This is a genomic window from Pseudomonas sp. MPFS, assembly GCF_022537035.1.
In the GTDB taxonomy this organism is placed as follows: domain Bacteria; phylum Pseudomonadota; class Gammaproteobacteria; order Pseudomonadales; family Pseudomonadaceae; genus Aquipseudomonas; species Aquipseudomonas sessilinigenes.
The window spans coordinates 6,902,542-6,928,220 of record NZ_CP066123.1 but is presented as its reverse complement, the minus strand read 5'-3'; the positions used below and the strand labels follow the sequence as shown (position 1 = coordinate 6,928,220).

24 protein-coding genes are annotated in these 25,679 nt (G+C 63.5%); 9 read left to right on the top strand and 15 right to left on the bottom strand.

Going from position 1 to position 25,679, the window contains the following annotated elements; all coding sequences use genetic code 11:
* Window positions 1–89 precede the first annotated feature (89 nt).
* A complete protein-coding gene (gene phoB / locus I9018_RS31920) occupies window positions 90–779 on the bottom strand; it encodes a phosphate regulon transcriptional regulator PhoB (RefSeq protein ID WP_068577591.1) in 690 nt (229 codons plus the stop codon).
* 151 nt (window positions 780–930) lie between these two features.
* On the opposite strand from phoB, the gene I9018_RS31915 reads away from it, so the two are divergent.
* On the top strand, window positions 931–1,311 hold the full coding sequence (locus I9018_RS31915) for a hypothetical protein (protein ID WP_068577593.1): 381 nt from the start codon (window positions 931–933) through the stop codon (window positions 1,309–1,311).
* 177 nt (window positions 1,312–1,488) lie between these two features.
* Here I9018_RS31915 and ubiA read toward each other — a convergent pair whose 3' ends face one another.
* Window positions 1,489–2,379: a 4-hydroxybenzoate octaprenyltransferase gene (ubiA, locus tag I9018_RS31910; RefSeq protein WP_241108353.1), complete on the bottom strand. Its 891-nt coding sequence runs from the start codon at window positions 2,377–2,379 to the stop codon at window positions 1,489–1,491.
* Entirely contained in the window at window positions 2,379–2,942 is a 564-nt protein-coding gene (locus tag I9018_RS31905; protein ID WP_124347082.1) for a chorismate lyase, read from the bottom strand. Before I9018_RS31905 ends, ubiA begins: the two co-directional genes overlap by 1 nt.
* Window positions 2,943–3,160: 218 nt before the next feature.
* On the opposite strand from I9018_RS31905, the gene I9018_RS31900 reads away from it, so the two are divergent.
* From I9018_RS31900 to I9018_RS31865, 8 genes are all read left to right on the top strand, one after another.
* Window positions 3,161–3,328 carry a rubredoxin gene (locus I9018_RS31900; protein WP_022641880.1) on the top strand — a complete coding sequence of 56 codons (168 nt, stop codon included), beginning with the start codon at window positions 3,161–3,163 and terminating at the stop codon, window positions 3,326–3,328.
* A 40-nt stretch (window positions 3,329–3,368) separates the two neighbouring features.
* Complete coding sequence (locus tag I9018_RS31895) at window positions 3,369–4,517, top strand: FAD-dependent oxidoreductase (protein ID WP_124347083.1); 1,149 nt, start codon at window positions 3,369–3,371, stop codon at window positions 4,515–4,517.
* A gap of 189 nt (window positions 4,518–4,706) precedes the next feature.
* Window positions 4,707–4,982 (top strand): HU family DNA-binding protein, encoded by a 276-nt coding sequence (locus I9018_RS31890; protein ID WP_068577601.1) that lies wholly within the window; start codon window positions 4,707–4,709, stop codon window positions 4,980–4,982.
* Between the two features lie 167 nt (window positions 4,983–5,149).
* Entirely contained in the window at window positions 5,150–5,656 is a 507-nt protein-coding gene (locus I9018_RS31885; protein ID WP_068577603.1) for a hypothetical protein, read from the top strand.
* Window positions 5,644–6,012 carry a hypothetical protein gene (locus I9018_RS31880; protein WP_241108352.1) on the top strand — a complete coding sequence of 123 codons (369 nt, stop codon included), beginning with the start codon at window positions 5,644–5,646 and terminating at the stop codon, window positions 6,010–6,012. The genes I9018_RS31885 and I9018_RS31880 overlap by 13 nt, the downstream gene beginning before the upstream one ends.
* Window positions 6,013–6,147: 135 nt before the next feature.
* Entirely contained in the window at window positions 6,148–6,582 is a 435-nt protein-coding gene (locus tag I9018_RS31875; protein WP_068577606.1) for a DcrB-related protein, read from the top strand.
* A gap of 23 nt (window positions 6,583–6,605) precedes the next feature.
* Window positions 6,606–7,817 carry a PAAR domain-containing protein gene (locus I9018_RS32770; protein WP_083235617.1) on the top strand — a complete coding sequence of 404 codons (1,212 nt, stop codon included), beginning with the start codon at window positions 6,606–6,608 and terminating at the stop codon, window positions 7,815–7,817.
* Window positions 7,810–8,139, top strand: a complete 330-nt coding sequence (locus I9018_RS31865) for a hypothetical protein (RefSeq protein WP_068577607.1) — start codon at window positions 7,810–7,812, stop codon at window positions 8,137–8,139. Before I9018_RS32770 ends, I9018_RS31865 begins: the two co-directional genes overlap by 8 nt.
* Before the next feature lie 51 nt (window positions 8,140–8,190).
* On the opposite strand, the gene I9018_RS31860 is transcribed toward I9018_RS31865, so the two are convergent.
* The 12 genes from I9018_RS31860 to tssA all read right to left on the bottom strand — a co-directional run bounded on the left by I9018_RS31860 (window position 8,191) and on the right by tssA (window position 25,660).
* Window positions 8,191–8,817: a hypothetical protein gene (locus I9018_RS31860; protein ID WP_124347084.1), complete on the bottom strand. Its 627-nt coding sequence runs from the start codon at window positions 8,815–8,817 to the stop codon at window positions 8,191–8,193.
* 15 nt (window positions 8,818–8,832) lie between these two features.
* Window positions 8,833–13,281, bottom strand: a complete 4,449-nt coding sequence (locus tag I9018_RS31855; protein WP_241108351.1) for an RHS repeat-associated core domain-containing protein — start codon at window positions 13,279–13,281, stop codon at window positions 8,833–8,835.
* A gap of 9 nt (window positions 13,282–13,290) precedes the next feature.
* Window positions 13,291–13,716 carry a DcrB-related protein gene (locus I9018_RS31850; RefSeq protein ID WP_068577611.1) on the bottom strand — a complete coding sequence of 142 codons (426 nt, stop codon included), beginning with the start codon at window positions 13,714–13,716 and terminating at the stop codon, window positions 13,291–13,293.
* 18 nt (window positions 13,717–13,734) lie between these two features.
* Complete coding sequence (locus tag I9018_RS31845) at window positions 13,735–15,672, bottom strand: type VI secretion system tip protein VgrG (RefSeq protein WP_241108350.1); 1,938 nt, start codon at window positions 15,670–15,672, stop codon at window positions 13,735–13,737.
* Window positions 15,673–15,756: 84 nt separating this feature from the next.
* A complete protein-coding gene (tssH, locus tag I9018_RS31840; protein WP_241108349.1) occupies window positions 15,757–18,432 on the bottom strand; it encodes a type VI secretion system ATPase TssH in 2,676 nt (891 codons plus the stop codon).
* Window positions 18,425–19,477 (bottom strand): type VI secretion system baseplate subunit TssG, encoded by a 1,053-nt coding sequence (tssG, locus tag I9018_RS31835; protein WP_068577614.1) that lies wholly within the window; start codon window positions 19,475–19,477, stop codon window positions 18,425–18,427. The genes tssH and tssG overlap by 8 nt, the downstream gene beginning before the upstream one ends.
* Window positions 19,441–21,300, bottom strand: a complete 1,860-nt coding sequence (gene tssF, locus I9018_RS31830) for a type VI secretion system baseplate subunit TssF (protein ID WP_241108348.1) — start codon at window positions 21,298–21,300, stop codon at window positions 19,441–19,443. The genes tssG and tssF overlap by 37 nt, the downstream gene beginning before the upstream one ends.
* Window positions 21,297–21,812 (bottom strand): type VI secretion system baseplate subunit TssE, encoded by a 516-nt coding sequence (gene tssE / locus I9018_RS31825; RefSeq protein WP_124347087.1) that lies wholly within the window; start codon window positions 21,810–21,812, stop codon window positions 21,297–21,299. The genes tssF and tssE overlap by 4 nt, the downstream gene beginning before the upstream one ends.
* Window positions 21,813–21,961: 149 nt before the next feature.
* The gene (locus I9018_RS31820) at window positions 21,962–22,450 is read right to left on the bottom strand and encodes a type VI secretion system tube protein Hcp (RefSeq protein WP_022641870.1); all 489 of its coding nucleotides are present in this window, start codon (window positions 22,448–22,450) and stop codon (window positions 21,962–21,964) included.
* 84 nt (window positions 22,451–22,534) lie between these two features.
* A complete protein-coding gene (gene tssC / locus I9018_RS31815; RefSeq protein WP_068577625.1) occupies window positions 22,535–24,028 on the bottom strand; it encodes a type VI secretion system contractile sheath large subunit in 1,494 nt (497 codons plus the stop codon).
* A gap of 15 nt (window positions 24,029–24,043) precedes the next feature.
* Window positions 24,044–24,559, bottom strand: coding sequence for a type VI secretion system contractile sheath small subunit (gene tssB, locus I9018_RS31810; RefSeq protein WP_058436126.1), 516 nt, complete (start codon window positions 24,557–24,559; stop codon window positions 24,044–24,046).
* Window positions 24,560–24,640: 81 nt separating this feature from the next.
* Window positions 24,641–25,660: a type VI secretion system protein TssA gene (gene tssA / locus I9018_RS31805; RefSeq protein WP_068577628.1), complete on the bottom strand. Its 1,020-nt coding sequence runs from the start codon at window positions 25,658–25,660 to the stop codon at window positions 24,641–24,643.
* Window positions 25,661–25,679: the final 19 nt, after the last annotated feature.

The following is a 25,679-nucleotide window of genomic DNA, read 5'->3' as shown; positions in this document are numbered from 1 at the left end:
CGGACGGTGAAAAGTTTCAAGTTGCAAGCTTCAAGTCAAAGCAGACCGGCTTCTACTTGCCGCTTTTAGCTGACAGCCTGCAACTGCTTTCAACCTTTGGTTGAAAACCGATACCCGGTGCCGCGCACGGTTTGTACCAGATTTTCGTAGGCATCCCCCAGGGCCTTGCGCAGTCGACGGATATGCACGTCCACGGTGCGCTCCTCGACGTACACGTTGCCGCCCCAGACCTGATCCAGCAGTTGGCCACGGGTGTAGGCGCGCTCCTGGTGGGTCATGAAGAACTGCAGCAGGCGATATTCGGTGGGTCCCATTTCTGCGGGCCTGCCGTCGATGGTCACCCGGTGGCTGATGGGGTCCAGGAGCAGGCCGCCGACTTCGATGGGGGCCTCGCCATCGGATGGGCCGGCACGGCGCAGCACGGCCTTGAGCCGGGCCACCAGCTCACGGGGGGAGAACGGCTTGGTGATGTAGTCGTCGGCGCCGACTTCCAGGCCCTGGATCTTGTTGTCCTCTTCGCCCTTGGCGGTGAGCATGATGATCGGGATGTCACCGGTCAGCTCGTCACGCTTGAGGCGTCGCGCCAGCTCGATACCGGAGGTTCCGGGGAGCATCCAGTCCAGCAGGATCAGGTCCGGCTTGCGGTCGACGATGATGGCATGTGCCTGCTGAGAGTTCTCTGCCTCCATGCAGTCATAGCCGGCCATTTCCAACGCAACGGCGATCATTTCGCGAATAGGCGCTTCGTCGTCAACGATCAGAATGCTTCTGCCAACCATGCTTGAACCTCTTGTCATTTAACTGTCTTGCGCCGCATTAGATAACGGAATTATTGCAGTCGTGTGACAGTATTTCAGGTCGCGGGGCGAGGTGCAGCTTCCTCGACTAAGCTTGGGGTCCGATTCCTGACAACCACAAAAGAAGGTTTCCATGACTGTGTTCAAGCACTCCCTGAAAGTCCTGCTGGTAGGCGCTGCCCTGGCCCTGCCGACCCTGGCCCTGGCTGCCGAGCCGGCGATGAGCAAGGACGGCATGTTGGTCGATCACAAGGGCATGACCCTCTATACCTTCGCCAAGGACGCTGATGGCAAGTCCATGTGCAACGACAAATGTGCGGCCAACTGGCCACCACTGATGGCCGGGGCCAGCGACAAGGCCGAGGGCAAGTGGACGATGATCAAGCGTGACGACGGCAAGATGCAGTGGGCCTATGACGGCAAGCCGCTGTACGGTTTCGTCATGGACAAGAAGGCCGGCGACATGACCGGCGAAGGCAAGATGGACGGCGCCTGGAAGGTCGCCAAGCAGTAACCCCACCTGTGGCGGCTACACAGCCCTGTAGCCGCTGCTGGATCCGCTAAGCTGCGCAAAAGGCCCGTGGGGCCTTGCTTGGCGGTCCCGTCGAACTTCTGGCGGCCTCAAGCCCGCTGCGTCCTTTCAGGCCCACGTCCGAACGCGGCCCGAGCCTTCGGCAGCGGCTGCACAGAGCTAGCGCAGGGCGTAGTCCAGTGCCACGCCGATGAAGATCGCCATGCCTGCCCAGTGGTTGTGCAGGAAGGCCTTGAAGCATTTGAGCCGGTCGCGGTCCCGGGTGTACCAGAACTCCCAGGCGAAGCATGCCGCGGCCACCGCCAGCCCCAGGTGGAACCAGCCTCCCAGGTCGAATCGCGCGCCTGCCAGCAGAAGGCAGCCCAGGGACAGGCCCTGCAAGGTCAGGATGATCACCCGGTCGGCCTCGGCGAACAGGATCGCCGTGGATTTCACCCCGATCTTCAAGTCGTCGTCGCGGTCGGTCATGGCGTAGTAGGTGTCGTAGCCCACGGTCCACAGCAGGTTGGCGATGTACAGCAGCCACGCCGTCGCCGGCAATTGGCCGTCCTGGGCGGTGAAGGTCATCAGGATGCCCCAGGAGTACGCGGCCCCCAGCACCACTTGTGGGTAATAGGTGTAGCGCTTCATGAAGGGGTAGCAGGCGGCCAGCGCCAGGGCGCCGAACGACAGCCAGACCGTGGTGGCGTTGGTGCACAGCACCAGCAGGAAGGCCGTGCCCATGAGTACCGCGAACAACGCCAGGGCTTCCTTGGCGCTGACCTTGCCAGTGGCCAGCGGCCTCTGTTCGGTGCGCTTGACCTGGCCGTCGACCTTGCGGTCGGCGAAGTCGTTGATCGCGCAGCCGCCGGCCCGAGTCAGGACCACGCCGAGGCCGAAGATCAACACATGGCCCAGGGACGGCGCACCCTTGGCGGCGATCCACAGGGCGCTGAGGGTCGGCCATAGCAGCAGGTAGATGCCGATGGGCTTGTCCATGCGGGTCAGTTGCAGGAAGTCCCAGGTCCGTGGATGCAGGCGGTTCAGGGACTGAAGCAGGCGCAGGTACATCAGCAGGCCTCCGGTTGGGCGTCTACGGCGCACCACAGGCTGGGCAGGAAGACTTCGGCCACCAGCAGGCTCAGCGGCCCGCGATCGAAGCGCGAGCGGCGTCCCCACAGGCCGTTGTTGGCGACGGCTTCGGGCAGCCATTCCCGTGGGTAACGACAGACTTCGATGGGACGGCGGGTAAAGGCCTCGTCGCAGAACAGCAGCTCGCCCAGGGAGCGGCTGCCCAGTTCGTCGATGTCCAGCCCGCCTTCCTCCAGGGCACTGCGCGCGGCAACGCTACGGGCGAACACCCAGGCCTCGCCGTGCCCTCGCAGATACACCTCGCGCACCCAACCCTGGCTGTGCTCTGCAATATCCAGGGCCAGGCATTCGTCGCTGCGCAGGGTTTGCCATTGCTCCACCAGCGGCGTGACGCTGAAGCCATTGTTGGAGAGCCGGGTCAGGCGTCGGGTCAGCGACCCTTCATCGAAAAGCCAGTTGGCGACCAGTGCGCCAGGAAAGGGGGACAGACGGCTTTGCGCCAGCCAGCTCGGGCTCGGCGTGGGGGGCATTGAGTGCGGCACGGTGGGTCGTTATTGGCAGCAAATGAGGTGGCGAGCTTAGCATGACAACCTGGGGTTTTGATTGATCATGGCCGCCTGGTGGCACGAACGTGCTTGCATCTGCCGGTAGCGACCAGTAAAAAACCCCAGTGCCGGATGCTGATCAGCGTGGGGATTGTCCAGAGTCGACCCATCGACCGCCCCGCCGGCTACGCCTGAATGCTCGAGGAAATGCATCGATGAAGAAGTGGCAGTGTGTGGTCTGTGGCTTGATCTACAACGAAGCGGAAGGTTGGCCGGATGACGGTATTGCGCCGGGTACCCGTTGGGAAGACGTGCCTGAAGACTGGCTCTGCCCGGACTGTGGCGTGAGCAAGACCGACTTCGAAATGATCGAGATCGCTTGATCGATTTTTGCAGGCAATGACCAGTAACAAGGAGCAAGGCATGAGCGCACCGGTAGTGATCGTAGGTACGGGCCTGGCGGGGTACAACCTGGCCCGGGAATTTCGCAAGCTCGACGGCGATACGCCGCTGCTGCTGATCACCGCCGATGACGGTCGTTCCTACTCCAAGCCAATGCTCTCCACTGGCTTTGGCAAGAACAAGGACGCCGATGGCTTGAGCATGGCCGAGCCCGGCGCCATGGCCGAGCAGCTCAAGGCCGAGGTCCGTACCCATACCCGGATCAGCGGTATCGATCCGGGCCACAAGCGCCTGTGGATCGGCGAGGAGGCGGTGGTCTATCGCGACCTGATCCTGGCCTGGGGTGCGGAAACCGTACGCGTTCCAGTGCAGGGCGATGCATCGGACCTGATCTTCCCCATCAACGACCTTGAAGACTATGCGCGCTTTCGCGCCGCCGCCGCCGGCAAGCGCCGGGTGCTGCTGCTTGGGGCCGGGTTGATCGGTTGCGAGTTCGCCAACGACCTGATCGTCGGCGGCTATGAGGTGGACCTGGTGGCGCCGTGCGAGCAGGTCATGCCGACCTTGCTGCATCCGGCCGCTGCAGCTGCGGTCCAGGCCGGCCTGGAAAGCCTGGGCGCGCGCTTCCACCTGGGGCCGGTGCTCAACCGTTTGCAACGCAATGGCGAGGCCCTGGAGGCCCACCTGTCCGATGGTCAGGTGATCCTCTGTGACCTGGTGGTCTCGGCCATCGGCCTGCGCCCGCGCATCGACCTGGCCGCCGCGGCCGGGCTGATGGTCAATCGTGGGGTGGTGGTGGACCGCGAGCTCAAGACCTCCCATGCCAATATCTATGCCCTGGGCGATTGTGCCGAGGTCGATGGCCTGAACCTGCTGTACGTGTTGCCGCTGATGAGCTGCGCCCGGGCCCTGGCGCAGACCCTGGCCGGCAAGCCGACGGCGGTCAGCTACGGGCCGATGCCAATCACCGTCAAGACGCCGGTCTGCCCGCTGGTGGTCTCGCCACCGCCACGGGGCATGGAAGGCGTCTGGACTGCCGAAGGGCAGGGTGCCGACATCAAGGCCCTGTGCCGCGACGCCAGCGGCCAGCTGCTGGGCTACGCCCTGACCGGGGCCGCAGTGATGGAAAAACTGGCCCTGAACAAGGAGCTCCCGGCACTGCTGGCCTGAATACGGGTCGTTCTGTCGGAATAACCGGGATTTTGCCCCCACAAAGGTCGCCAGGAGACTGGCGCCACTCTCCAGCGCGTGCCATCCTCACACCCGTCTGCCGCAGTGTAGAGCCTGCGGCGCCTTGGGCGCTGTTCCCGTGAACAGCACGGACATAACAACAAAAAACCGTCAAAGAGGCTTCACACTATGCGTAAACCAGAACTCGCCGCAGCCATTGCTGAAAAAGCGGACCTGACCAAAGAGCAAGCCAGCCGTGTGCTCAACGCCATTCTTGAAGAAATTACCGGGGCCCTGCACCGCAAAGACAGCGTCACCCTGGTCGGTTTTGGCACCTTCCTGCAACGCCACCGTGGCGCCCGCACCGGCAAGAACCCGCAGACCGGCGAGCCGGTGAAGATCAAGGCCAGCAACACCGTGGCATTCAAGCCCGGCAAATCGTTGAAAGACAGCGTCAATCCATAAGCATTGAGCGGGCTCCCGCGATAGGGCGCACGCAGGGGAAAAATAGGCACGCCGAGCGCATCGGGTGCCTATTTTTTTTGCCGGTCGCAAACCATAGGCGTGGCTTGCGAAGGCTGGCAGGCGTGGCTAGGATGCCCGCCTGTTTGCGTTGCGACCCAAGGCCAAGGATGACCCGCCCGATCAGCAATTCCCCTGTATTGACCGTCCTGCTGCGCCGTCTGTTCGTCCCTGCCTGCGTCGCCAGTCTCCTGAGTCTGCCGTCGGCTTTGGCCAGCAGCCAGCCGCGCCTGGAGCCGATTGGCTATCGCGAGGCCCTGAACTGGTTTCACAGCCAGAAGTACGACAACTCCGGTGCCTGGATCTGTGGTTACTCCCTGGCCCGCGAGGATTACAGCGTGGCGCCCAAGGCCCCGCGATTGCTGGTGGAGGTGGCGGAGCGTTTTCTCTACCTCAAGACCGGTGGCCAGCTGGTGGAGCTCACAGGCGCGGTACAAAGCCCGCAGCGCAGCGAGTACCAGAATCCCGGAGCGGGTATCCGGATCACCCTGGACATTCTCAAGCGCAACAATTTCAGCGAGTACCAGGAGTCTCACGATCGCCAGGTGCTGGCCCGTATCGAAATCAACGATCAGGTCGAGACCCTGAGGCTCAAGGGGCAATCATGCGGTACTTGAAACTTGCGGGCCTTGGCCTACTGGCCGCTGCGACCTTGTCCGCCCAGGCCGATGAGTCGGCCCCAGGCCAGGGCTGCTATGGCTACCTCACCGAAATGGTGCGCAGCAGTGATTTTCCCTATCGTGACTTCACCACCCCGGACAAGCTCAAGCTGCTGATCGATCGGGATGATGGCCAGCAGTTGAGCTTGCAGCTGTTCTATGAAACGTCCGGTAGCGGGATCATCGGCTGGGTCCATTATGACGTGGTGCAACAGGCCCTGTGGAACGTCACCATCGACCCTGAGGAACCCCAGGCCCTGACGTTCGATCACCGCTTCGCCAAGGCCTATGCGGCCTGCCTCGAGGCGCGCTGAGCCCTGGCTGGCCACGGGTGCGAGCGATGATGCATTTGTTCAAAGTTGCCGACGGGTTCCTTGATTGTTACCGGGCATTGCTTGAAGATTTGCCGTTGTACAACTCCCCCCTTTTCAGCATGGAACGCGAATCCCTTGTCCTCTTACCGTCTTCAAGAAGCCGATCTCGACATCCCTGACGCCTGGCAGGACCAGAGCATCAATATCTTCAAGCTGCCCGCCGTCGGCGGAGCCCAGGAAGCCAGCTTCGTCATCAGCCGCGACCCGAGCCAGGGCGATGCCTCCTTCGGCGACTACGTGGCACGGCAACTGAGCAGTGCCGAGCAGCAGTTGCCCGAGTTCAACCTGATCAAGCGCTGGGACTTCGACATGCACGGCCACGCCGCCGTGCTGCTGGACTACAGCTGGAAGCGCGAAGGCCGCGAGCTGATGCTGCGCCAGGTGTTTATCGAGCGAAAGCCGGCGGTACTGATCACTACCCTGACCACCACGGTCAACGATATGCCCCATCACGAGCCCGCCTGGAAGCAGGCCATGCAGAGCCTCAAGCCCGTGCCATCCGTGGCCTGATGACAAAGGCCAGGTAGTACGCGATGGATATGTTGGCAGCTGCACGCCTGGGGGATGAGATCGCCCATGGTTTTGGTGTCGCGGCAATGGTGGCCGGAGCCGTCGTCGGAGCCTTGATCGGGGCTGCTGTCGTCGCCGCTACCGTGGCCACCGGTGGTGTGGCCCTGGCGATCATGGCCGGTTCGATTGCCGCTGGCGGCTTGTCGATGTTCCAGATCGTCAAGGGCCTGAGCACCATCTTCAACCTGCCCGAACCCAGCACGGGGGTGCTGGTGGAGGGCAGCTTCAATGTCTATATCAACCGGCGCAACGCCATGCGCGCCGGGCAGGACCACTCGTCCTCATGCAGCGGCCTGCCGCTGAACCATCCCATCTGGCCCTTCCCGGTACTGATCGCCGAAGGCAGCGCCAAGGTCACCATCAATGGCAAGCCGGCGGGCCGGCTGCAAAGCAAGATGGTGTGTGGCGCCCATATCAAGACGGGCAGCGAGAACACCTTCATTGGCGGACCGACGGTGCAGGTGGCCTTCGTGCTGGATATCGAGGGTTGGTTGCATACCGGGCTCGAGGCCCTGGGCCTGCTGGCAGCCGGTGGTGCCTTGGTGTTGGCGGCTTGTGCCGGGGCTGGAGCGTTTTTTGGTGCCCTGGCGATCGGTGGCGCGATGTATGGGGGGATGGAGCTGCTGGGAGACCTGGGTGATCGCCTGGGGCCTGGTTATCGAGACCTGTTCCAAGGGGTGGCGGGCATGGCCTTGTTGGGTCTGGGGCCCAAGCTGGCACGGACCCCGATGAACGCGACGCAAAGGACCCTGATGGCCCAGCGACGCCAGGCCCAGATGCTCAAGGACAACCGAGGGTTCAACATCAGCCCGGTGGCATGGGACAAGTACCCAACCATCGGCCGCAATGGCACCTATGTTTCCGATAAAAGGGGAGTTGCGGACGTCATCGGAGACTTTTCGGGACGCTCGAAAGTTACCATCAGCACCGAGAAGGCCGCGAAGCTGGAAAATGCCTTCGGTCTGGAGAAGGGCTCGTTGCAAGACGGCTTCAAGATCCGCCAGGTCGATGACATCGCCGGGCGCATGCCAAGAAGCCCGATGGAGGGCAATCAGTACTTCCTCGGCCCAGGCAAGCACCTACCGGGAGGTGCGCCGGAAATGGTAGTGGAATCGATCCCGACCAAAGACATGGACGGGGTTACAACCTTGACTGAGGTATTTGTAAGTGATTGATCAAGAATTGAAGGCCTATGTGGAAAAAGCCGATACCGACACGGTGCGGGTCCGAATTATCGATTCCACACTGGATTCGGCCTTGGCTGCCTTGGGTTTCTCTGCGGTCGAGCCAGGGGTCTACACCCTGGATGTGGCGGACGACAGGCATAAGGCGCAGCTCTTCGACGCTTTGCGTACCCTCGGCGTGGCTTTCGCCGATGGCAAGGAGTGGTGCCCTGCGGAAGTATTCGAGTACCTGCGCGACATGAATCTCCTCAGCGGCAAGTTCACCCGGATCTCCTGGCGTGAACCTGGACACTACCACCTGGCCCAGGTTTGATCATCGGCCCGGGCACGTAGCGCCGAGTGGCGACTTGCCCGGCGCCAGCCGTCAGCCCAGTGCGGCCAATAGTTGCTTGTTGAACGAATCCTTCTGCTCCCGGTGGTTGGTATAACCAAGGGTCTGTTCGCTCAGGATTCTGGCCAGGGTGTCCGCATCCGGCTTCATGCCATTGCTGCGCAAGGCGATAAAGATAAGTGGAACCGGGTAGGAGAAGTACTTTGGCCTGGCGATCACATCGTTCACCAGGCCGGGGCCGAGGTTGAGCAGGTTGGAGACGATCGGCAGGTCGATCTCCTGGAGCCTGCGAAGCAGCCGCTGGCAGGTGCTTTCGATACCTTGTTCGGTGACGGGCAGTAGTGGGCAGGCATCGTCTTCGCTGACGGTCGACATGCTGTAGACAAACTTTGCGTTTGGCAGGTTCGACGGATAGGGCGGGCCTATGCTATCGAGCTCTGCCTGCAGGGTCGGATGCTCGACCAAGATGATGGTTTCGTAGGCCCGGCTGTTGGCCAGGTATTCGAAATGCAGGTTCGCCACGGCCCCCGACTCCTTATGGCTGACCGCGATTTTGTTCTTGGTGACTTTCACGCCGGGATAACCTGCAAGCTCACTCTTGAGAAAGCCCTGTAGTGCCTTTTCAAAGTGACTTCGCAATTCCTTGATGTTTTCTTTCATTTCTCGATTACTCGTTCAATAGCGAAGAAGCCAGAAGTTTGCTGTGTGTTGTGCTCCGTTTCCACCGAACGGGACACCTCTGGCGCCTTTGGTCGCGACTTCGAATTGACCCTGGGTGGTGGCTGAAGGCCTGATCAGGCCACCGCCCAGACCACCATTGGTATTGGCTGGGTTGTTCATATCGAACATCCCGGTTCCCTCTTGGTTCTTGGTCAGTTTGCCGCTGCCATTCTTGACCTCGAAAATGTGATAGTTGCCGGCTTTGTCCTTGGCGACGATGTCTGCCCTGATGCGATAGGTCTTGTTGGTGGTGGGGTTCTTGACCCTCATGGTCAGTTCCTCGCCGACCACCGTAAAGCCGTTCCTCTTCAGGTCGGCCTTGGCTTTTATCGTGCCCCGCCGGCCACTGAAGGCCGATTTGCAGATCCAGCCCAGTGGGTCGACCCAGCCGATCGGGTTGACTGCGTACTGGTAGAGGTTCAACCCGCCAGCCAGGCCGATGGGGTCCGGCGTGGTGAACCGGCCGATGTCCGGGTCATAGAAGCGGAAAGTGTTGAAGTGCAGCCCGGTTTCGCGGTCCAGATACTGACCCTGGAACCTGAGGTTCTGTTCCTCGACATAGTAAGGCTCGCGCAATTCTTCGATAGAACTGCCCCAGACCCGATAGCGAGCCTGCCATACGGTGTGCCCATCAGCCTCGCACAGTTGCTGGGGCAGGCCATTGGGATCGTTGTGGTAGTAGCGGATCTTCTGTTGCGCCCCGAGGCCATCGACCCGCGCCAGGGGCACATGGCCTTCATCTTCATAAAGGTAGAGGCTGGTTTGCTGATTGCGATGCTCCTGCAGCAATCGCAGGCCATCCCAGGTGAACCGGGTCTCGCCCAGGAGATTGCCCTGGCTGTCATGCTCGGTCTTGCGGGTCCGCCGGCCCAGGGCGTCATAGTCCATCCTGACTACGGTCTGGCTTCCCGCCCCCTGGTTGCGGACCTCGATCAAGCGGTGTTCGGCATCGTAGGCAAAGCGCTGTATGCCACGCCGTGCACTGTGTTTTTCTACCATCCGGCCGAAGGCGTCATAACGGTAGCGCTTGTCCTGGTAAGTCAGCAACTTGTTGTGCTCGACCAGGCCTGCGCCCTGAGGCGGCGTCTCCAGGAGGTTGGCCGCGGCGTCGTAGGCGAAGGATTCCTTCTGACCTTGGAGGCCGTCCTGGCTGGCGATGATTCGTCCTGTGGCGTCGTAGTGGAATAGCTGGCGATGCTGTCCGTTGGCATGCCGGTCGATCAGGCCCACCAGGTTGTCGTTGCTGTCGTACTCAAGGTGCCTGTCCTGTGCATTGGCTTGCACGTTGGCGCGGCGCAGCCGTGCCCGCAGTCGTCCACCGCGGTCGTACTCGCTTTGCATGCTGACCTGGCCCTGGGTCCGGAGCACTTCGCGGTGCAGGCGATCGCGTTCGAAATCGCTGACGACCTGGCCATCGAGATTGATCTGATGCAGATAGCCACTGCCGTAGTACAGCCGATTCAGCCAACGTCCGTCGGGTAGCTGGGTTTGCGTCAGGTTACCCAGCTCGTCATACCGGTGTTTGAGGCTGCCGGCGGCAGTGCGCTCCTCAAGCAGCTGGCCCAGAGCGTCGTAGGCGAACCCTAGTTCCTGCTGGCCACCGAGCGTGTCGGTGAAGGTCACGGCTACCAACTGGCCCAGGGCATCGAACGCGTATTGGGTACGGCCATCGTCGGTCACCTTGGCCAGCAACCGGCCCACGGCGTCACGCTCGAACCTGTGAACAATCGGTGCGTCAGGTACCGCAGCTACCTGGCTCGATCCTGCGGCGAAGGGCGCTGGGTGGGTCTGGAGCTCGACGACGCTGCTCAGTGGGTCATAACGGTAGCGCTTGCTGCTGCCATCGAGATTGTGTTGCTCGGCCAGGCGATCGCTGTCATCCCAGGCAAAGCGGTAGCTCTCGCCATTTTCGTTGGTCAACGCCTGCAACCGCCCATAGGCATCGTAGCTGAACAGCACGTTCCGCCCATGGGCATCGGTACGCTGGCGCATCTGGCCTCGGCGGTTGTACTGGTAGAGCGTGGTATAGCCAGCAGGGTCCGTGTGGCTCAGCAACTGGCCGCTGTTATCTCGCTGATAGTGTTCGGTGCGACCGTCGGGCAGCTGGCTGCTCAGTAACCGACCTTGGGCGTCGTAGTGGAATCGCGTGTACTCGCCAAGGGCGTCGGTGATGGTTGCTACATTGCCGCGTCGATCATAGTCGAAGCGAGTCGAGTAGCCTGAGCAATCCAGGTGTTCGATGAGTTGGCCAAATGCGTTCCAGCGCAGCTTCCTAGTCTTGCCCGTGGCATCGATGATTTCCACGACCTGGCCTTGGGCGTTGTGGCGATAGCGAGTGACCTGGCCCAGCGGGTCGGTCTCGGCGATGCAGTTGCCCCGCGCGTCGTAGCGCATGTGCCAGCTATTGCCGGCGGCATCGGTCTGTACTTGTGGCAGTGACCAGTGCTCCAGCCACAAGGTCGAGTAGCTATGCCCTAGCGGATCGACCTCGGCGATCAAGTTGCCGGCCTCGTCGTAGCTGTATTCGTAGCGCCCTCCCAATGGGTCGGTGGCACTGAGTAGCTGGCGTTCGTCATTCCATTCAAAGCCCCAGGTCTGCCCAAGGTTGTCGCTGTATTCGACAATCTGCTGCTGGCTGTTCCAGCGACGGGTACTGACGCGTTGCAGGCTATCGGTGACCTGGGTGATGCCCGCGTCCAGATCGTATTCGAATTGGTAGGCGTCGCCCTCGTCGGTCCAGTGGCGCATGACCCGCCAGTGCTGGTCCGGGTGTTGTGCCCATTGATAGAAACAGCGCAGGCCGGTGGCCAGCTGGTGCTCGATCATTCGCTGGCCGGCGTCGTAGGCGAAGCGGCGCTGGACCTGGCTGTCGGCATTGCGCACCTGGGCCAGGTTTCCCGCACCATCGTAGTCGTAGCTGACCAGCACCTCTCGTTGCTGATCGGTAAACAGGCGCTCGACCTTGGCGATCCGTCCTGGCCAGTTGGTGTGGTAGATCAGCTCGACTTGCAATTGTTCGAAGGTATCGCGCAGCGAGATGAGGCGCCCGGATTCGTCATAGCCCAGGTTAAGGCGGTTTTCGTTGCGATCTCCCAGTTGCACCAAACGCAATCGTGAAGGATGTTTTGGCGACGGTTCGAACAGGCGATAGAGACCATCGCTGCTTTCGATCAGCAATTGCCCATTGCCATTGCGTTTTACGGCTAAGCCTTCACCGGGGCTGAAGACTGCGCCACCCAAGGCAGTCGCCCCCATATCGATCCGGCGGGCCTGCTCGTCGATGTAGAGCAAGCGCTCGCCGCCTTCGGGGTGGGATTCGATCTCTACGCTGACCTCGTACGGCAGGCTCCAGCCAGTCCCCAGCAAGCCGTCCCGACGTTCGTCGCGGCTGTTGTAGAGGCGCTGCCATTCGAGGGGGATCAGCCCGGGCAGCGTGAAGTCCAGGTCGTCATCGTCACCCAGCACCTTGGCTCCGGTGGCCGCGTGCACCGGGTTCGGTGAGCCGGAAATGGCCCGGGTCAGGGCATTGGTCGCCTGGCCCACGACAAAGGCGTTAACCCCCGACATCAGCATGCACGGCAGGTTGCTGAGGAACTTGCCCTTGCCGCCCTTGAGCATCAGCAGCACGGTGACCGCCAGCCCCACGCCCGGAGTCTTGCCGCTGCGAATCTCGCGCACCACCACCGAGCCTCCGCCGATGGTCACGTCGGGGGAGATGGGGCCGGCCGATACCACCTTGGCGTCGCAGGTGCTGCGATCGCCGCTGCGCACTGCCGGCTGGCCGTCGATGCTGACCTTCTCCGAACCCTCGGCCAGGTACTGCGGTGGCATGGGCGGGTGCTTGGTACAGGTGATCAGGTCCTGGTCCCTGGGTTCGGAGCCAGGGGCAGGGGAGGCCACGGTGGGCCGCCACATCTGCGAGAAAAATTCCTTGGCCATGTCGAGAAAGCCAGGCTCTTCTTCCGGGGTAGCCGAAGGCGTGTCGGTGGCTTCGCTTTCTTCGGCGCCGTCGCCGCTGATCTGCGTCGGTGGTGCAACACCCGCTGCGCGAGCTGCCGGCTTGTTGTTGGTCAGGACCTTTTTCGAGCCGGTGGCGATGTTGGCCTGGATCGAGGGGGGGAACAGCGCGTTGCCTATGCCCTCGCATAAACTACTCAAGCCTTTGTCGGCCCCGGTTTTGCTCATGGCCACGCCGACCACCACGCTGACCACCAGCCCCAGGACGCAGGCGCCGAGGCCGCCGGTGGCCAGGCTGACGCCCACCGCCGCGGCCACTGCCATGGTGGCCAGGGTGCCGATGGCAATGGTGGCGGCTGCCTCCAGTACACCGCCGAGGATGTCGGCCATCATCGAGGTGTGTTCCAGCCCGTCGCCCAGGCGGGCGGCCCAGAGTGCATCAGACATGCGCGAACCTCAGCCCAGGACCAGGGTGTTCTTGATCTGCTGCCAATGCGCGGCTTCGGCGTCGCCGAGCTTCTGGGCCTTGACGTAGCTCATGGCGAGCATCTGTCGGGTGCCAGGCAGGACCAGCGCGAGCTGGTACTGGAATACCTGTTCCTTGCCCTTGTTGAACTGGCTGCGCAGCTCCATGGCCTGGATCTCCTTGGCCGGCCCCACCAGCACTGGCTGCGGTGCCTGCACGCGTAGCTCCTGGACTTGCTGCTCCAGGCGTTGCAGCTGGCTGGCCAGGTTGCTCTCCAGGGTTTCGTCCGCAGCCAGCAGGCTGCGGCTGACGATCAGCGAAGTGCCCAGTTCAGGGAACTTGAGGATATTGATCGAAGCATCCTGCAGCTCGCTGGCCGGCAGCTGGAATTGCAGTTCGTTGAGGCGATAGGTCATGACCCATGTGTCCTTTGATTAACCCTTGGGGGCGGGGAAGACCGCGCTGACCTTGGCAGTGATGGCGCCTTGTACGCCCTGGCCTTCAGTGGTGGTGCCCGGGCCGCCGCCATTGTTCAGATGCAATACGCCACCGGTATTGATCTGCGCGTCGCTGGAGGCGTGGACGCTGATGTTGACCCCGCACAGGTTGATCTGGCCGCTGGCGTTGAGCTCCAGGATGCTGGCGCCGCAGACCAGGCGCAGGCGCTCGCCGACCTCGATCACGTAGCTCTGGCCGATGCTGTCGAGTTTCTTCTCGCCCACCGACAGTTCATCCACGTGCTGGACGATGCGTACCCGCTTGTTGCCGATGGTCACGAACTCGTCGTGGCCGATGCTCTTGTTGCGGTTGTTGCCCACCGAGTGGCTCTCGTTGACCTCGACCACGATGTCCTGGTTGCGCTCGGCATGGATGTACAGCTGCTCGGCGCCCTTCTTGTCCTCCATGCGGATTTCGTTGAAGTTGGCTGGCGAGCCGCCCTTGCTCGAGCGGCTCTTCATGCCGCTCTGGGTCGCATTGGCCGGCAGGTCGTAGGGCACGGTCTGCTCGGCGTTGTACACCCGGCCGGTAATGATCGGGCGGTCGGGATCGCCTTCGAGGAAGCTGACGATGACCTCCTGGCCGATCCGCGGGATCTGCATCGAGCCCCAGTTCTTGCCGGCCCAGGCCTGGGAGACGCGGATCCAGCAGGAGCTGTTCTCGTTGGACTGGTCGTGGCGATCCCAGTGGAAGTGCACCTTGACCCGGCCGTATTGGTCGGTCCAGATCTCTTCGCCGGAAGGCCCCACCACGCGGGCTGTCTGTGGGCCTTGCACCATGGGCTTGTGGGTGCTGGCCAGGGGACGGAAGCTCTGCTGCGCGTCGATGCAGGTCAGGTGGCTTTCGAACTGCGCACCACCGCCGCCGCCACCGCTCTCCAGGCTTTCCTGGACCACGTAGTAGCGGATGCCGACGATCAGGTATTCGCGGTTCTGGTCCTGGCGGCTGAAGCCGGTGAGGCTGAACAGGTTGCCCACTCCCAGGCCACGGGCGTTGCCGCTGAGCTCGATGCGCTCGTGCAGGCTTTGCAGGGCCTCGATGCGGGTCTGCGCATAGTGCTCGCCGTCGCTGCTCTGTACGTAGGTGCCGGGGTAGTCGTACAGCGGATAGTCGCCCGCGGTGTGCGGGCGCGGCATGGCCGAGCGCACGTCGATCCGCGCGCTGGGGCGCTGGAAGTCGTAGTCGTTGAGCTCCAGGGAGCCAGGCTGGACTTCCTGGGCCAGGTGCCAGTCGAAGATATGGTCGCGCTCGCGCTGCTGTTCATCACGCGGGTAGTAGGGCACCGAGGCGTACCCGGGCACGCTGCTGTGGGCGCCGTAGGCATCGGCGAGCACCAGCACATGGCGGTCCTTCTCGTGGCGGAAGAAGTAGTAGATGCCTTCCTGCTCCATCAACCGGCTGACGAAGTCGAAGCTGGTCTCGCGGTACTGAACGCAGTATTCCCACTCGCGGTAGGGACGGCTGAGGGTGTCTTCGAAATCCGAGAAACCCAGGTCGCGGAACACCTGCTTGATGATCTGCGGAATGCTCAGGTTCTGGAAAATCCGGCAGTCGGAGGTCCGGCTGAGCAACCACAGCCAGGGCCGCAGCGTCACCTGGTAGCTGGCGAACTGGCCGGTGTCGACGTTCTGGCTGCAACGCGCCACGATGCCATGGAAATGCCGCTGGCCGCCGCCGTCCAGTTGCACGCTCAAGCCCATGGGCTTGCCCAGCAGTTGGTTGAGGTCGATGGCCGCGTCGCTGGAAGTCAGCTGCAGCTGGTAGTCGAACAGGCGCCCCAGCTCCTCGCCGCCGCCCATGCTCTTGAGCAGCAGGACATCCGGTCCCAGGGGACAGTTGACCTGCGCCAGTCGTGTGGATTGCTGAAATAGCATCGTCAGTCTCGTTGAAGGGGGAAAGCAGCGGCAAGCTGCAAGTTGCTAGCTACAAGCCTGGAGCTTGCCGCTTGCCGCTGACTCTTAGTTTGGCTCGCTGAAGTCGTAGTGCAGTTCGTTGTCCCGCTGGCTGATGCGCACTCCGGCCAGGGCCTTGCCTTCGAGCATGCGCGTGAGGAACTCGCGGCTCATGTCCGGCAGCAGGCTGTTGGTCAGGATGGCGTCGATCATGCGGCCACCGCTTTCGGTCTCGGTGCAACGCGAGACGATCAGGTCGATGACGGCATCGTCGAAATCGAATGGCACCTTGTGGGTGCTTTCCACGCGCTTCTTGATCCGGCCCAGTTGCAAGCGGGTGATGGCCTTGAGCATCTCGTCGCTCAGCGGGTAGTAGGGGATGGTCACCAGGCGGCCCAGCAGCGCCGGCGGGAAGATCTCCAGCAGCGGCTGGCGCAGGGCCTTGGCGATCTCTTCCGGCTCCGGCACGTCCTGCGGGTTCTTGCAGACATCGGCGATCAGCTCGGTACCGGCGTTGGTGGTGAGCAGGATCAGGGTGTTCTTGAAGTCGATCATGCGGCCTTCGCCGTCTTCCATGACGCCCTTGTCGAATACCTGGAAGAACATCTCGTGCACGTCCGAGTGGGCCTTTTCCACTTCATCCAGCAGCACCACGCTGTAGGGCTTGCGCCGCACGGCCTCGGTCAGCACGCCGCCTTCGCCGTAGCCGACGTAGCCGGGCGGGGCGCCCTTGAGGGTGGAGACGGTGTGGGCTTCCTGGAACTCGCTCATGTTGATGGTGATGACGTTCTGCTCACCGCCGTACATGGCCTCGGCCAGGGCCAGGGCCGTCTCGGTCTTGCCCACCCCGGAGGTGCCGGCCAGCATGAACACGCCGATCGGCTTGTTGGGGTTGTCCAGCCCCGCGCGGGAAGTCTGGATGCGCTTGGCGATCATCTGCAGGGCATGGTCCTGGCCGATGATGCGCTTCTTCAGGTGCTGGTCGAGGTTGAGCACGGTTTCCAGTTCGTTGCGGGCCATGCGGCCCACCGGGATCCCGGTCCAGTCGGCCACCACCGAAGCCACGGCCTGGTAGTCCACGGTTGGCAGGATCAGCGGGTTCTCGCCCTGCAGGGCGCTCAGGCGTTGTTGCAGGTCCACCAGCTTCTCGCGCAGGCCGTGGCTTTCATCGCCCACGTCGCTGTCCACCAGGCCGACGTTCTCGCGCAGTTGGGCACGGGTGGCCAGCAGCTCGTCCACCAGGGTCTTCTCTTCGTTCCAGCGGCTTTCCAGCTCGGCCAGGCGCTCGCGCTCGGCCGCCAGCAGGTTTTCGCTGTTGACCTGGCGCTGGCCGATGGCGACGCCGATCGCCTGTTCCCGGGCGATGATCTGCAATTCGGTTTCCAGGGCCTCGATACGCCGGCGGCTGTCGTCCACCTCGGCCGGCACGGCATGCAGGCTGATGGCGACCCGGGCGCAGGCGGTGTCCAGCAGGCTCACCGACTTGTCCGGCAGCTGGCGCGCCGGGATGTAGCGATGGGATAGCTTGACCGCTGCCTCCAGGGCTTCGTCGAGGATCTGCACCTGGTGGTGCTGTTCCATGGTCGAGGCCACGCCGCGCATCATCAGCAGCGCCTTGTCTTCCGAGGGCTCGGCCACTTGCACCACCTGGAAGCGCCGGGTCAGGGCCGGGTCCTTCTCGATGTGCTTCTTGTACTCGGCCCAGGTGGTGGCGGCCACGGTGCGCAGGGTGCCGCGGGCCAGGGCCGGCTTGAGCAGGTTGGCCGCGTCGCCGGTGCCGGCGGCGCCACCGGCGCCGACCAGGGTGTGGGCTTCGTCGATGAACAGGATGATCGGCTTGGGCGAGGCCTGGACATCCTCGATGACCTGGCGCAGGCGCTGTTCGAACTCGCCCTTCATGCTGGCGCCGGCCTGCAGCAGGCCGACGTCGAGGCTACGCAGTTCGACGTCCTTGAGCGCCGGTGGCACGTCGCCGGCGACGATGCGCAGGGCGAAACCTTCGACCACGGCGGTCTTGCCCACCCCGGCCTCGCCGGTGAGGATCGGGTTGTTCTGCCGGCGGCGCATAAGGATGTCCACCAGCTGGCGGATCTCTTCGTCACGGCCGACGATGGGGTCGAGCTTGCCGCTGCGGGCCTGTTCGGTCAGGTCCACGGTGAAGCGCTTGAGGGCTTCCTGCTTGCCCAGGGCGCTGGGGGCCATGGCGCCGCTGGCTTCGCCGGGCACCGCGCCGGCATTGAAGCCATCGCTGGCGGCCAGGGCGTTTTCCGGCGAGTCGCCGATGTATTCGTCGAAGCGTTCGGCCAGGCTCTCGACCTTGATCTTGTCGAACTCCTTGGACAGCCCCAGCAGCGCATGGCGCAGGCTTGGGGTCTTGAGGATGCCGATCACCAGGTAGCCGGTGCGTACCTGGCTTTCGCCGAACATCAGGCTGCCATAGACCCAGCCGCGCTCCACCGCTTCCTCGACGTGGGACGACAGGTCGGTGATCGAGGTCGAGCCCCGGGGCAGGCGGTCCAGGGCCTCGGTCAGGTCCTTGGCCAGGCGTGCCGGCTCCAGGTTGAACTGGCGGATGATGCGGTGCAGGTCCGAGTCCTGCAGCTGCAGCAACTGGTGGAACCAGTGGGCCAGTTCCACATAGGGGTTGCCCCGCAACTTGCAGAAGACCGTGGCGGCTTCGATGGCTTTGTAGGCAACGCTGTTGAGTTTGCCGAACAGCGCCGCGCGACTGATTTCACCCATGCTCTGTGCTCCTTGGTGTTTGTGAGGTAGTGGCCTGATCGGCGTAGTGCCGGGCCAGAATGAGATCCTTGGCATCGCTGCCGGGACGGCCGAGCCAGGTGTTGAAACCCAGGCGCTGGCGGCCATTGAGTTGCAGTTTGGGTACTTCGTCCTTGCGCAGGACCAGGTTCAGGTCCCAGTCCAGTTCGTGGCCCAGGTATTCGGCGACCCAGGCCACCAGTTCCTTGAACTGCTGGCCGTCGGGGAGCATCCCCAGGTAGTCGTCCAGCTTCAGCGGGCCGAGGCGGATGCGGAATTTGTGCTGGCGATCCCAGACATGGCTGCCCAGGCAGAAGTCCACTCCCAGCTGGTGGGCCTGGACTCCGAGCCGGCTGCGTTCGGGCAGCTCCAGCCACTGGCCGACGTATTCCTCGATGGCCACTGGCAGGCCGAAATACTCGCCGATGATCGCCCGCAGGCCGTCGGGGTAGCGGGTCTGGGCCGAGAGGTGGCCGCTGTAGTGCAGCTTGGCGGTGTCGGCGATCAACCCCTGCTTGAGCAGGCTGGGCATGCCCCGGCCGCTCAGGGCGGCCAGGCGCGCCGACCAGTAGTCGTCGTCCGGGCGATCGTGGCTGACCGTTGGCCGGGCTTCGGCCCAGGCGCGATAGAACAGGCTCAGCAGGCGATGGTGGAACACGTCCAGAAAGCGTTTGCTGGTGCTGTCGGCGTTGTTGCGCTGGCGCTCGCGTACATATTCGGTGAGGTGCAGCGGCATCGGCCCGTTGGGGCCGCCCAGGCCGAAGAAGAACTGCTCCAGGCGGGTGCTGGCCCCGTCGTTGCCGGGGGTGACCGAAGCCAGGGTGGCTGGGGCGAAGGTACAATCGGCCTGTTGGCCCAGGCGCAGCGGATCGTCCGCCAGGCGCAGGGAGTGACCGAAGCGCGGCAGTTGCGGCGACAGGCATTCGATACGCCGCAGGGCCTGGAAGAAGTCGTACTCCCAGGGCTCGGCGTGCATCGCCGCCAGCGTATTCAAAGAGTCGGACGACGTCCGGGCTTGGCTTTCCATCGCATGATCTCGCCGCGTTCGGTGGTACGGATCACCGTCTCGGTAAAACTGTTGATCGACACGTAGCGTGCCAGGAAGCGCTCGAATACGGCCCCGAGCAGGAACACCCCGGTGCCGCGAAACGCGTTTTCATCGAACTCCAGGGTGATCTCCAGGCCCCGTCCGAAGACGATCGGCCCGGGCATCGGCAGGCGCCGGGTCACCGCCTTGCTGCTGACCTCGCGCAAGCCTTCGATCTGCAGCTGCAGGGCCGCGTCGTTGCTGTCGCCATACAAGCGCAGCAATTCGCGCAGGGCCGCCGCGCCTTGGCCCTGTTCGGCGAGCGACAGGTAGTTCAGCGACAACTGGCTGATCAGGCGCCAGGCCTTGCCGTCATGGGCGTGGCTGGGACGTGGCCGGCTCGGTCCGGCCAGGCAGCGGATGGCCTGCACCGGAGCGCTGTCGGCCAGGGTGAAGTCGGTCTTGCCGCTGCCCACGTTCATGAACAGCGGCAGGTCGCGGTTGGTGCACAGGGCGCTGACCCCGAGCTGGCGCAGGTCATGGCGATAGGGCGCCTGCTGGCTGTCCACCAGGCTGACGAAGGATTCGCTGCCGATGTAGGTCGAGCGCGGGCCATTGCGCCGCTGGTCACTGGACAGTACCCGGGGCTCGCGACGCAGGATGTAGTAGGCCTGGTCGCGGCCATAGCGTGACGGGTCGCGCACGGCATAGAACGGCAGGAATGGCTGCTCCGGCCCGGTGCCGTGGCCGCTGAGGGTGCTCAGCGAGTGCACTTCATAGTCCATTGGCCGGGTGCGGTCGGCGATCACATGGTGCTCGTTGACCCGGTCGGACAGGTGGATGCGGTCCAGGCGCTTGGGGAACAGGTTGATGGCCGGGGTGCAGAAGGGCACGAACTGGCTGCTGCCGACGCTGCCTTCCAGGCTCTGTTCGAAGCGTTCGAACAGCACGATCAGCTCCAGCTCCTGGCCGGCACAGCGCTGGACGGCGCGGCCCAGTTGGGCGAATTCGACGAACAGGAAGCGGTTGGGCAGGGCGAAGTATTCCTGCAGCAGGCGGTAGCCCTGGAACGCCTGGGGCACCACGGGCAGCGCCGCATCGCGATCGTCGAAACCGCGCGAACGCAGGGCGTCCTGGGGCAGGCGCTCGACCCAGTCGCCACCCGGGGCCCGGGCGAAGATCGCGCAAGCGTTGCCCAGCAGTTGTTCGTACAGGCGAAACGGCAGCTCGTCGTTGCCGTTCAGGTACAGCGGCAGTTCGTCCAGGGCCAGGCTGCAAAATGGCAGCTCGGCGCCGGTGCGCAGGGTCAGGCGCAGCCCGGCCTTGGCCTTGGGCTCGCTGGCGGCCAGGCGCCCGAGCACCGCCGTCGGGTTGCCGAAATACTCGGCCTGGGTCACTTGCAGTGGCCACAAGGTCACCGGGTGGGCGGTGCGGTATTCGCAGCAGGTCTGGGTATCGCGACCCAGGGCGGCGCGCAGGCTGGTGCCGCGCTCCAGGGTGAAGCCGCTGCCCAGGCTGCCTTCATCGGGATCGGCCTGCAATTGCACCACGGTCATCGAGGGGGTCGGTGCCAGGTAGTGCGGGTAGGCGATTTCCAACAGGTTATGGGTGAAGGTCGGGTACTCGGCGTCGAGCTTGAGCTGCACCCGGGCCGCCAGGTAGGCGAAGCCTTCCAGCAGGCGCTCGACATAGGGGTCGGCACAGTCCATGCCCGACAGGGTCAGGCGGCTGGCGATCTTCGGGTATTCCTTGGCGAACTCCGCGGCGCTCTCGCGCACGTGGTGCAGCTCCTGGTTGTACAGATCCAGCAGGCGCGGGTTCATGGGCGCCTCCGGGAGTCGCCCTGGACCACCCGGACATGCCCGGATTCCAGGTCCATGTCGGTTTGCAGCAGCAGGCGCAGGGGCATCGGCTGGGCCCACAGGTCGCCTTCGATCTCGAAGCTCAGGGCGTTGTGGTTCATTTCGCCGGGCGCGGTACGTGCGCGTACCCGCAGGGTGCTGCGCAGGATTCGTGGTTCGAAAGTAGCGATGGCCTGGTGGATCAGAGCCTCCAGGGCCGGGATGTCGATGCTCGAAGCGCTGTACCCGGCCAGGGCCGGCAGGCCGTAGTTGACCACCGAAGTACCGGCGGGGGTATGCAGGGTGGCATCGGCTTCCAGCAATGAGGTGGTATTGAGCAGCCAGGCGAGGTCGCGCAGGACCGAGGCCTTGAGCTGGCTCAGGGACAGTACGCGCTTGTCCGGGCTTTCTTTCAGGTTGCCGGGTTCGTCGTCGGTCAGACGATCCAGCAGGGAAGGTTGCAAGCGATCGCGGGCGGCGATGTCGGTTACCAAAGGGTTCGCTCCAGGATCGGATTGCGCAGGCAGGACGTCAGGAAAATGGATACAACCTCAAAACGCACAAACCTGTAGCCGCTGCCGCAGGCGACGAGACCCGGGACGTTGCCCGGGCCTTGGATTGCCTGCGGCGCGACCGCAATGGATCAGCGCTTGGTGTTCGAGCGGATGTTCCAGCCGTACTTGATCGGGCCGCCGTCCTTGGTGCCGTCGGCTTTCTGCGGTTGGTACTCGACCGCCACCTGGGCGAAGTTCAGGGTGATGTTCTCGGTCAGGCGATCGTCGCTGCCCGAACCACCGGTGCTCAGGGAAGTGATCAGCACTTCTTCCAGGTCGATGATCATGTACTCGACCTGGCTTTCACCACCGGCCTTGCGCACGGTCAGGCGCACCTTGTCGATGTGCTTGCCGCTGGAGCAGTGCATCATCAGGTTCGGCGAAGCCTTGTCGACGTACTTGGTCAGCGACAGGTCCTGGATGTTGACCTTGCCCGCGCCGCCGCCACCGCCTACGTGCATGTTGCCGGACTGGGACATGCCCCAGCTCCAGTTCAGCACGTCGATCTCGTCCTTGTGGGCTTTGTCCATGGACTCGCCCTTGATGTCACCGATCTTGATGAAAATATCAACAGCCATGTTTTCTCCCTGTGTGGCACTTGCCACGATGTTTGTTCAGCTTTGTGGCCACCGCCACGGAGCGGGCGGTGGCCACAGGTTGGGTCAGGCGCCTTTTGCCGATGGCAGCTTGGATACCAGGCGCAGCGAAACGGTCAGTCCTTCGAGCTGGTAGTGCGGGCGCAGGAAGAACTTGGAGTTGTAGTAGCCAGGGTTGCCTTCGACTTCCTCGACCACCACTTCCGCCGCGGCCAGAGGATGCTGGGCCTTGGTGGTTTCGGTGGAGTGCGCCGGGTCGCCATCGACGTAGTTGAGGATCCAGTCCTGCAACCAGCGCTGCATCTCGTCCTTCTCTTTGAAGGAGCCGATCTTGTCGCGCACGATGCACTTCAGGTAATGGGCGAAGCGGCAGGTGGCGAACAGGTACGGCAGGCGCGCAGCCAGGTTGGCGTTGGCGGTGGCGTCCGGGTCGTCGTATTCGGCCGGCTTCTGCAGCGACTGGGCGCCGATGAAGGCCGCGAAGTCGGTGTTCTTCTTGTGCAGCAGTGGCATGAAGCCGTTCTTGGCCAGTTCCGCCTCGCGACGGTCGGAGATGGCGATCTCGGTCGGGCACTTCATGTCCACGCCACCGTCGTCGGTGGGGAAGGTGTGCGCCGGCAGGTTTTCCACCTCGCCACCGGACTCCACGCCGCGGATCCGCGAGCACCAGCCGAAGTGCTTGAATGAGCGGTTGATGTTCACCGCCATGGCGTAGGCCGCGTTGGCCCAGGTGTACTTGGAGCTGTCGGCGCCGTCGGTGTTCTCTTCGAAGGCGAAGGCCTCCACCGGATCGGTCTTGGCACCGTAGGGCAGGCGCGCCAGGAAACGCGGCATGGTCAGGCCGATATAGCGCGAGTCTTCCGATTCACGCAGGGAGCGCCAGCCGGCGTATTCCGGGGTGGTGAAGATCTTGGTCAGGTCCCGTGGGTTGGACAGTTCCTGCCACGAGCCCATGCCCATCACCGTCGGCGAAGCAGCGGAGATGAACGGAGAGTGCATGGCCGCGCAGACCTTGGACAGCTCGCCCAGGAGCTCGACATCCGGTGGCGACTGGTCGAAGTAGTAGTCGCCCACCAGGCAGCCATAAGGCTCGCCGCCGAACTGGCCGTATTCCTCTTCGTACATCTTCTTGAACATCGGGCTCTGGTCCCAGGCCGTGCCCTTGAATTTCTTCAGGGTCTTGTGCAGCTCCGGCTTGGAGATGTTGAGCACGCGGATCTTCAGTTGCTCGTCGGTCTCGGTGTTGTTCACCAGGTAGTGCAGGCCGCGCCAGGCGCTTTCCAGCTGCTGGAATTCCGGGTGATGGATCACCTGGTTGACCTGGGCGGTGAGCTTGGCGTCGATGGCGGCGATGATCGATTCGATCGACTTGATCGCGTCGTTGGACACCAGGTCGGTTTGCGCCAGGGCTTGTTCGGCCAGGGTGCGGACCGCGGTTTCCACGGCTTCGCGGGCGCGCTCGGTCTTGGGCTTGAATTCTTGCAGCAGCAGCGAGGCAAATTCGCTGGCCTGTTCGGTGGCGCCGGGTTGGGCCTGATTGTCACGCATCAATTCGGTCATGATCGTTGGTCCTGATTAAGCGTTCGGCTCGGAGTCCACAGGCTTTGGCGCGCTCGCCAGGGCCTGGAGCAACGCCGGATCCTTGATGGCTTTCATGATGATTTCTTCGGCGCCGGTCTTGCCGTCCATGTAGGTCAGCAGGTTGGCCAGCTGGGTACGGGCTTCCAGCAGCTGGTTCAGCGAATCGACCTTGCGCGCCACTGCCGCCGGGCTGAAGTCGTCCATGCTCTCGAAGGTGATGTCCAGGCTCAGGTTGCCTTCACCGGTCAGCTCGTTGGGTACGTGGAACGCCACCCGTGGCTGCATGGCCTTGAGGCGCGAGTCGAAGTTGTCGACATCGATTTCCAGGAACTTGCGATCGGCCACCGGAGCCAGGGGCTCGGCAGGCTTGCCGGCCAGGTCGGCCATGACGCCCATGACGAAAGGCAGCTGGACCTTTTTCTCGGCGCCGTAGAGTTCGACGTCGTATTCGATCTGTACCCGGGGCGCGCGGTTGCGCGCGATGAACTTCTGAGAACTTTGCTTCGCCACGTTGTGCTCCTGGTCGCTGCTGCGACGGTATTGGCGTCGGTCGGTGATTGCCGTTGACGTTACTGCTCGGTCCGTCCGGGGTTAGTCGGATTCGGGGCCGCGCAGGTTTTCAAATTGGGACATGCCGTCGGGGATCAGATTGCGCACGATGGCCGCGAAGTCGGCGTTGACCAGGTTCTTGGCTCGGTTGAGCAATACCGGTAGCGGACTCGAAGGCTCGTGGCGGCTGTAGTAGGCCAGCAGGCGGTCGAGGCTGCGCAGCACGTCGTCACGGCTGTTGATCTCCCCGGAAACCCGAGGCTGGGCCACTGCCGCCGGGGCACTGGAGCCCTCCTGGGCCGGAGCCTCGCTTGTTTCTTCGACGGGGTCTTGCGCACCTTGGGGCGCGTGCTGGCCCAGCACCTGAAGGGCCAGGCGCAGTGGCTGCTTGAGAGCGCTGAGGTCCACGCCACTGGCGGAACCGACTTGTTCGCTGACCTGCTTTTCGATGGATTCGGCTGCCGAGCGAGCGTTGCTCAAGGCAGTGCGAATGGCGTCCAGGTGCTCGGGGTCGCTGTCCTGCAGGGCGCCGGCCAAGTGGTCGGAACCCAGGCTTTCGCCAGAGAAGTGCTGCAAGCCGGCGGCATTGAGTGCCGCCCGCACGCTGACCGGGCCGAAGGTCCGGGAGCGCGTGAGGATCGCCTCGCGCAGCAGGCCGACGGTGGTGTCGGATGCCAGGCCGGCCAGGGCGTTGATACGTACGGTGGGGTCGTTGTCGTCGTCGGCATCCAGGCGTGGATGCAGGTCTGCCCAGTAGTCTCGGAGCAGGCCGTTGATCAGCTCGAGGCTGGTGGCCAGGCCCGGAAGGCCTTCGAGGGCCAGGGTGCTCTGCACCAGGAAATGGGTGATGCGCAGGTCTTTGCTGCGTGCCAGCAAGTCCAGGCTCTGCTGCTGGATGCTGCGCCACTCCGGCGGCTCGGCCGGGAGGATCGAGTCGCCCATGCTGCGCTCGGGCTGGCCTTGTGCGGCCCGCTCCAAATGCAAGAAATCCGCGTCATATTCCAGATCTTCGCCGCAGGGCGAAGTTGCTGAAATGGCGGCGAGCAACATCGGTACATCCACCTGGTTTGATCTCCCTATC

Bases quoted from the DNA above. Each gene is read 5' to 3' on its own strand.
- tssC (WP_068577625.1), bottom strand. From the start codon at position 24,028: ATGACCGAATTGATGCGTGACAATCAGGCCCAACCCGGCGCCACCGAA.
- I9018_RS31880 (WP_241108352.1), top strand. From the start codon at position 5,644: ATGCGGTACTTGAAACTTGCGGGCCTTGGCCTACTGGCCGCTGCGACC.
- tssH (WP_241108349.1), bottom strand. From the start codon at position 18,432: ATGGGTGAAATCAGTCGCGCGGCGCTGTTCGGCAAACTCAACAGCGTT.
- I9018_RS31850 (WP_068577611.1), bottom strand. From the start codon at position 13,716: ATGACCTATCGCCTCAACGAACTGCAATTCCAGCTGCCGGCCAGCGAG.
- I9018_RS31845 (WP_241108350.1), bottom strand. From the start codon at position 15,672: ATGCTATTTCAGCAATCCACACGACTGGCGCAGGTCAACTGTCCCCTG.
- I9018_RS31820 (WP_022641870.1), bottom strand. From the start codon at position 22,450: ATGGCTGTTGATATTTTCATCAAGATCGGTGACATCAAGGGCGAGTCC.
- I9018_RS31855 (WP_241108351.1), bottom strand. From the start codon at position 13,281: ATGTCTGATGCACTCTGGGCCGCCCGCCTGGGCGACGGGCTGGAACAC.
- phoB (WP_068577591.1), bottom strand. From the start codon at position 779: ATGGTTGGCAGAAGCATTCTGATCGTTGACGACGAAGCGCCTATTCGC.
- ubiA (WP_241108353.1), bottom strand. From the start codon at position 2,379: ATGTACCTGCGCCTGCTTCAGTCCCTGAACCGCCTGCATCCACGGACC.
- tssF (WP_241108348.1), bottom strand. From the start codon at position 21,300: ATGAACCCGCGCCTGCTGGATCTGTACAACCAGGAGCTGCACCACGTG.
- I9018_RS31900 (WP_022641880.1), top strand. From the start codon at position 3,161: ATGAAGAAGTGGCAGTGTGTGGTCTGTGGCTTGATCTACAACGAAGCG.
- I9018_RS31890 (WP_068577601.1), top strand. From the start codon at position 4,707: ATGCGTAAACCAGAACTCGCCGCAGCCATTGCTGAAAAAGCGGACCTG.
- tssG (WP_068577614.1), bottom strand. From the start codon at position 19,477: ATGGAAAGCCAAGCCCGGACGTCGTCCGACTCTTTGAATACGCTGGCG.
- I9018_RS32770 (WP_083235617.1), top strand. From the start codon at position 6,606: ATGGATATGTTGGCAGCTGCACGCCTGGGGGATGAGATCGCCCATGGT.
- I9018_RS31895 (WP_124347083.1), top strand. From the start codon at position 3,369: ATGAGCGCACCGGTAGTGATCGTAGGTACGGGCCTGGCGGGGTACAAC.
- I9018_RS31885 (WP_068577603.1), top strand. From the start codon at position 5,150: ATGACCCGCCCGATCAGCAATTCCCCTGTATTGACCGTCCTGCTGCGC.
- I9018_RS31860 (WP_124347084.1), bottom strand. From the start codon at position 8,817: ATGAAAGAAAACATCAAGGAATTGCGAAGTCACTTTGAAAAGGCACTA.
- I9018_RS31915 (WP_068577593.1), top strand. From the start codon at position 931: ATGACTGTGTTCAAGCACTCCCTGAAAGTCCTGCTGGTAGGCGCTGCC.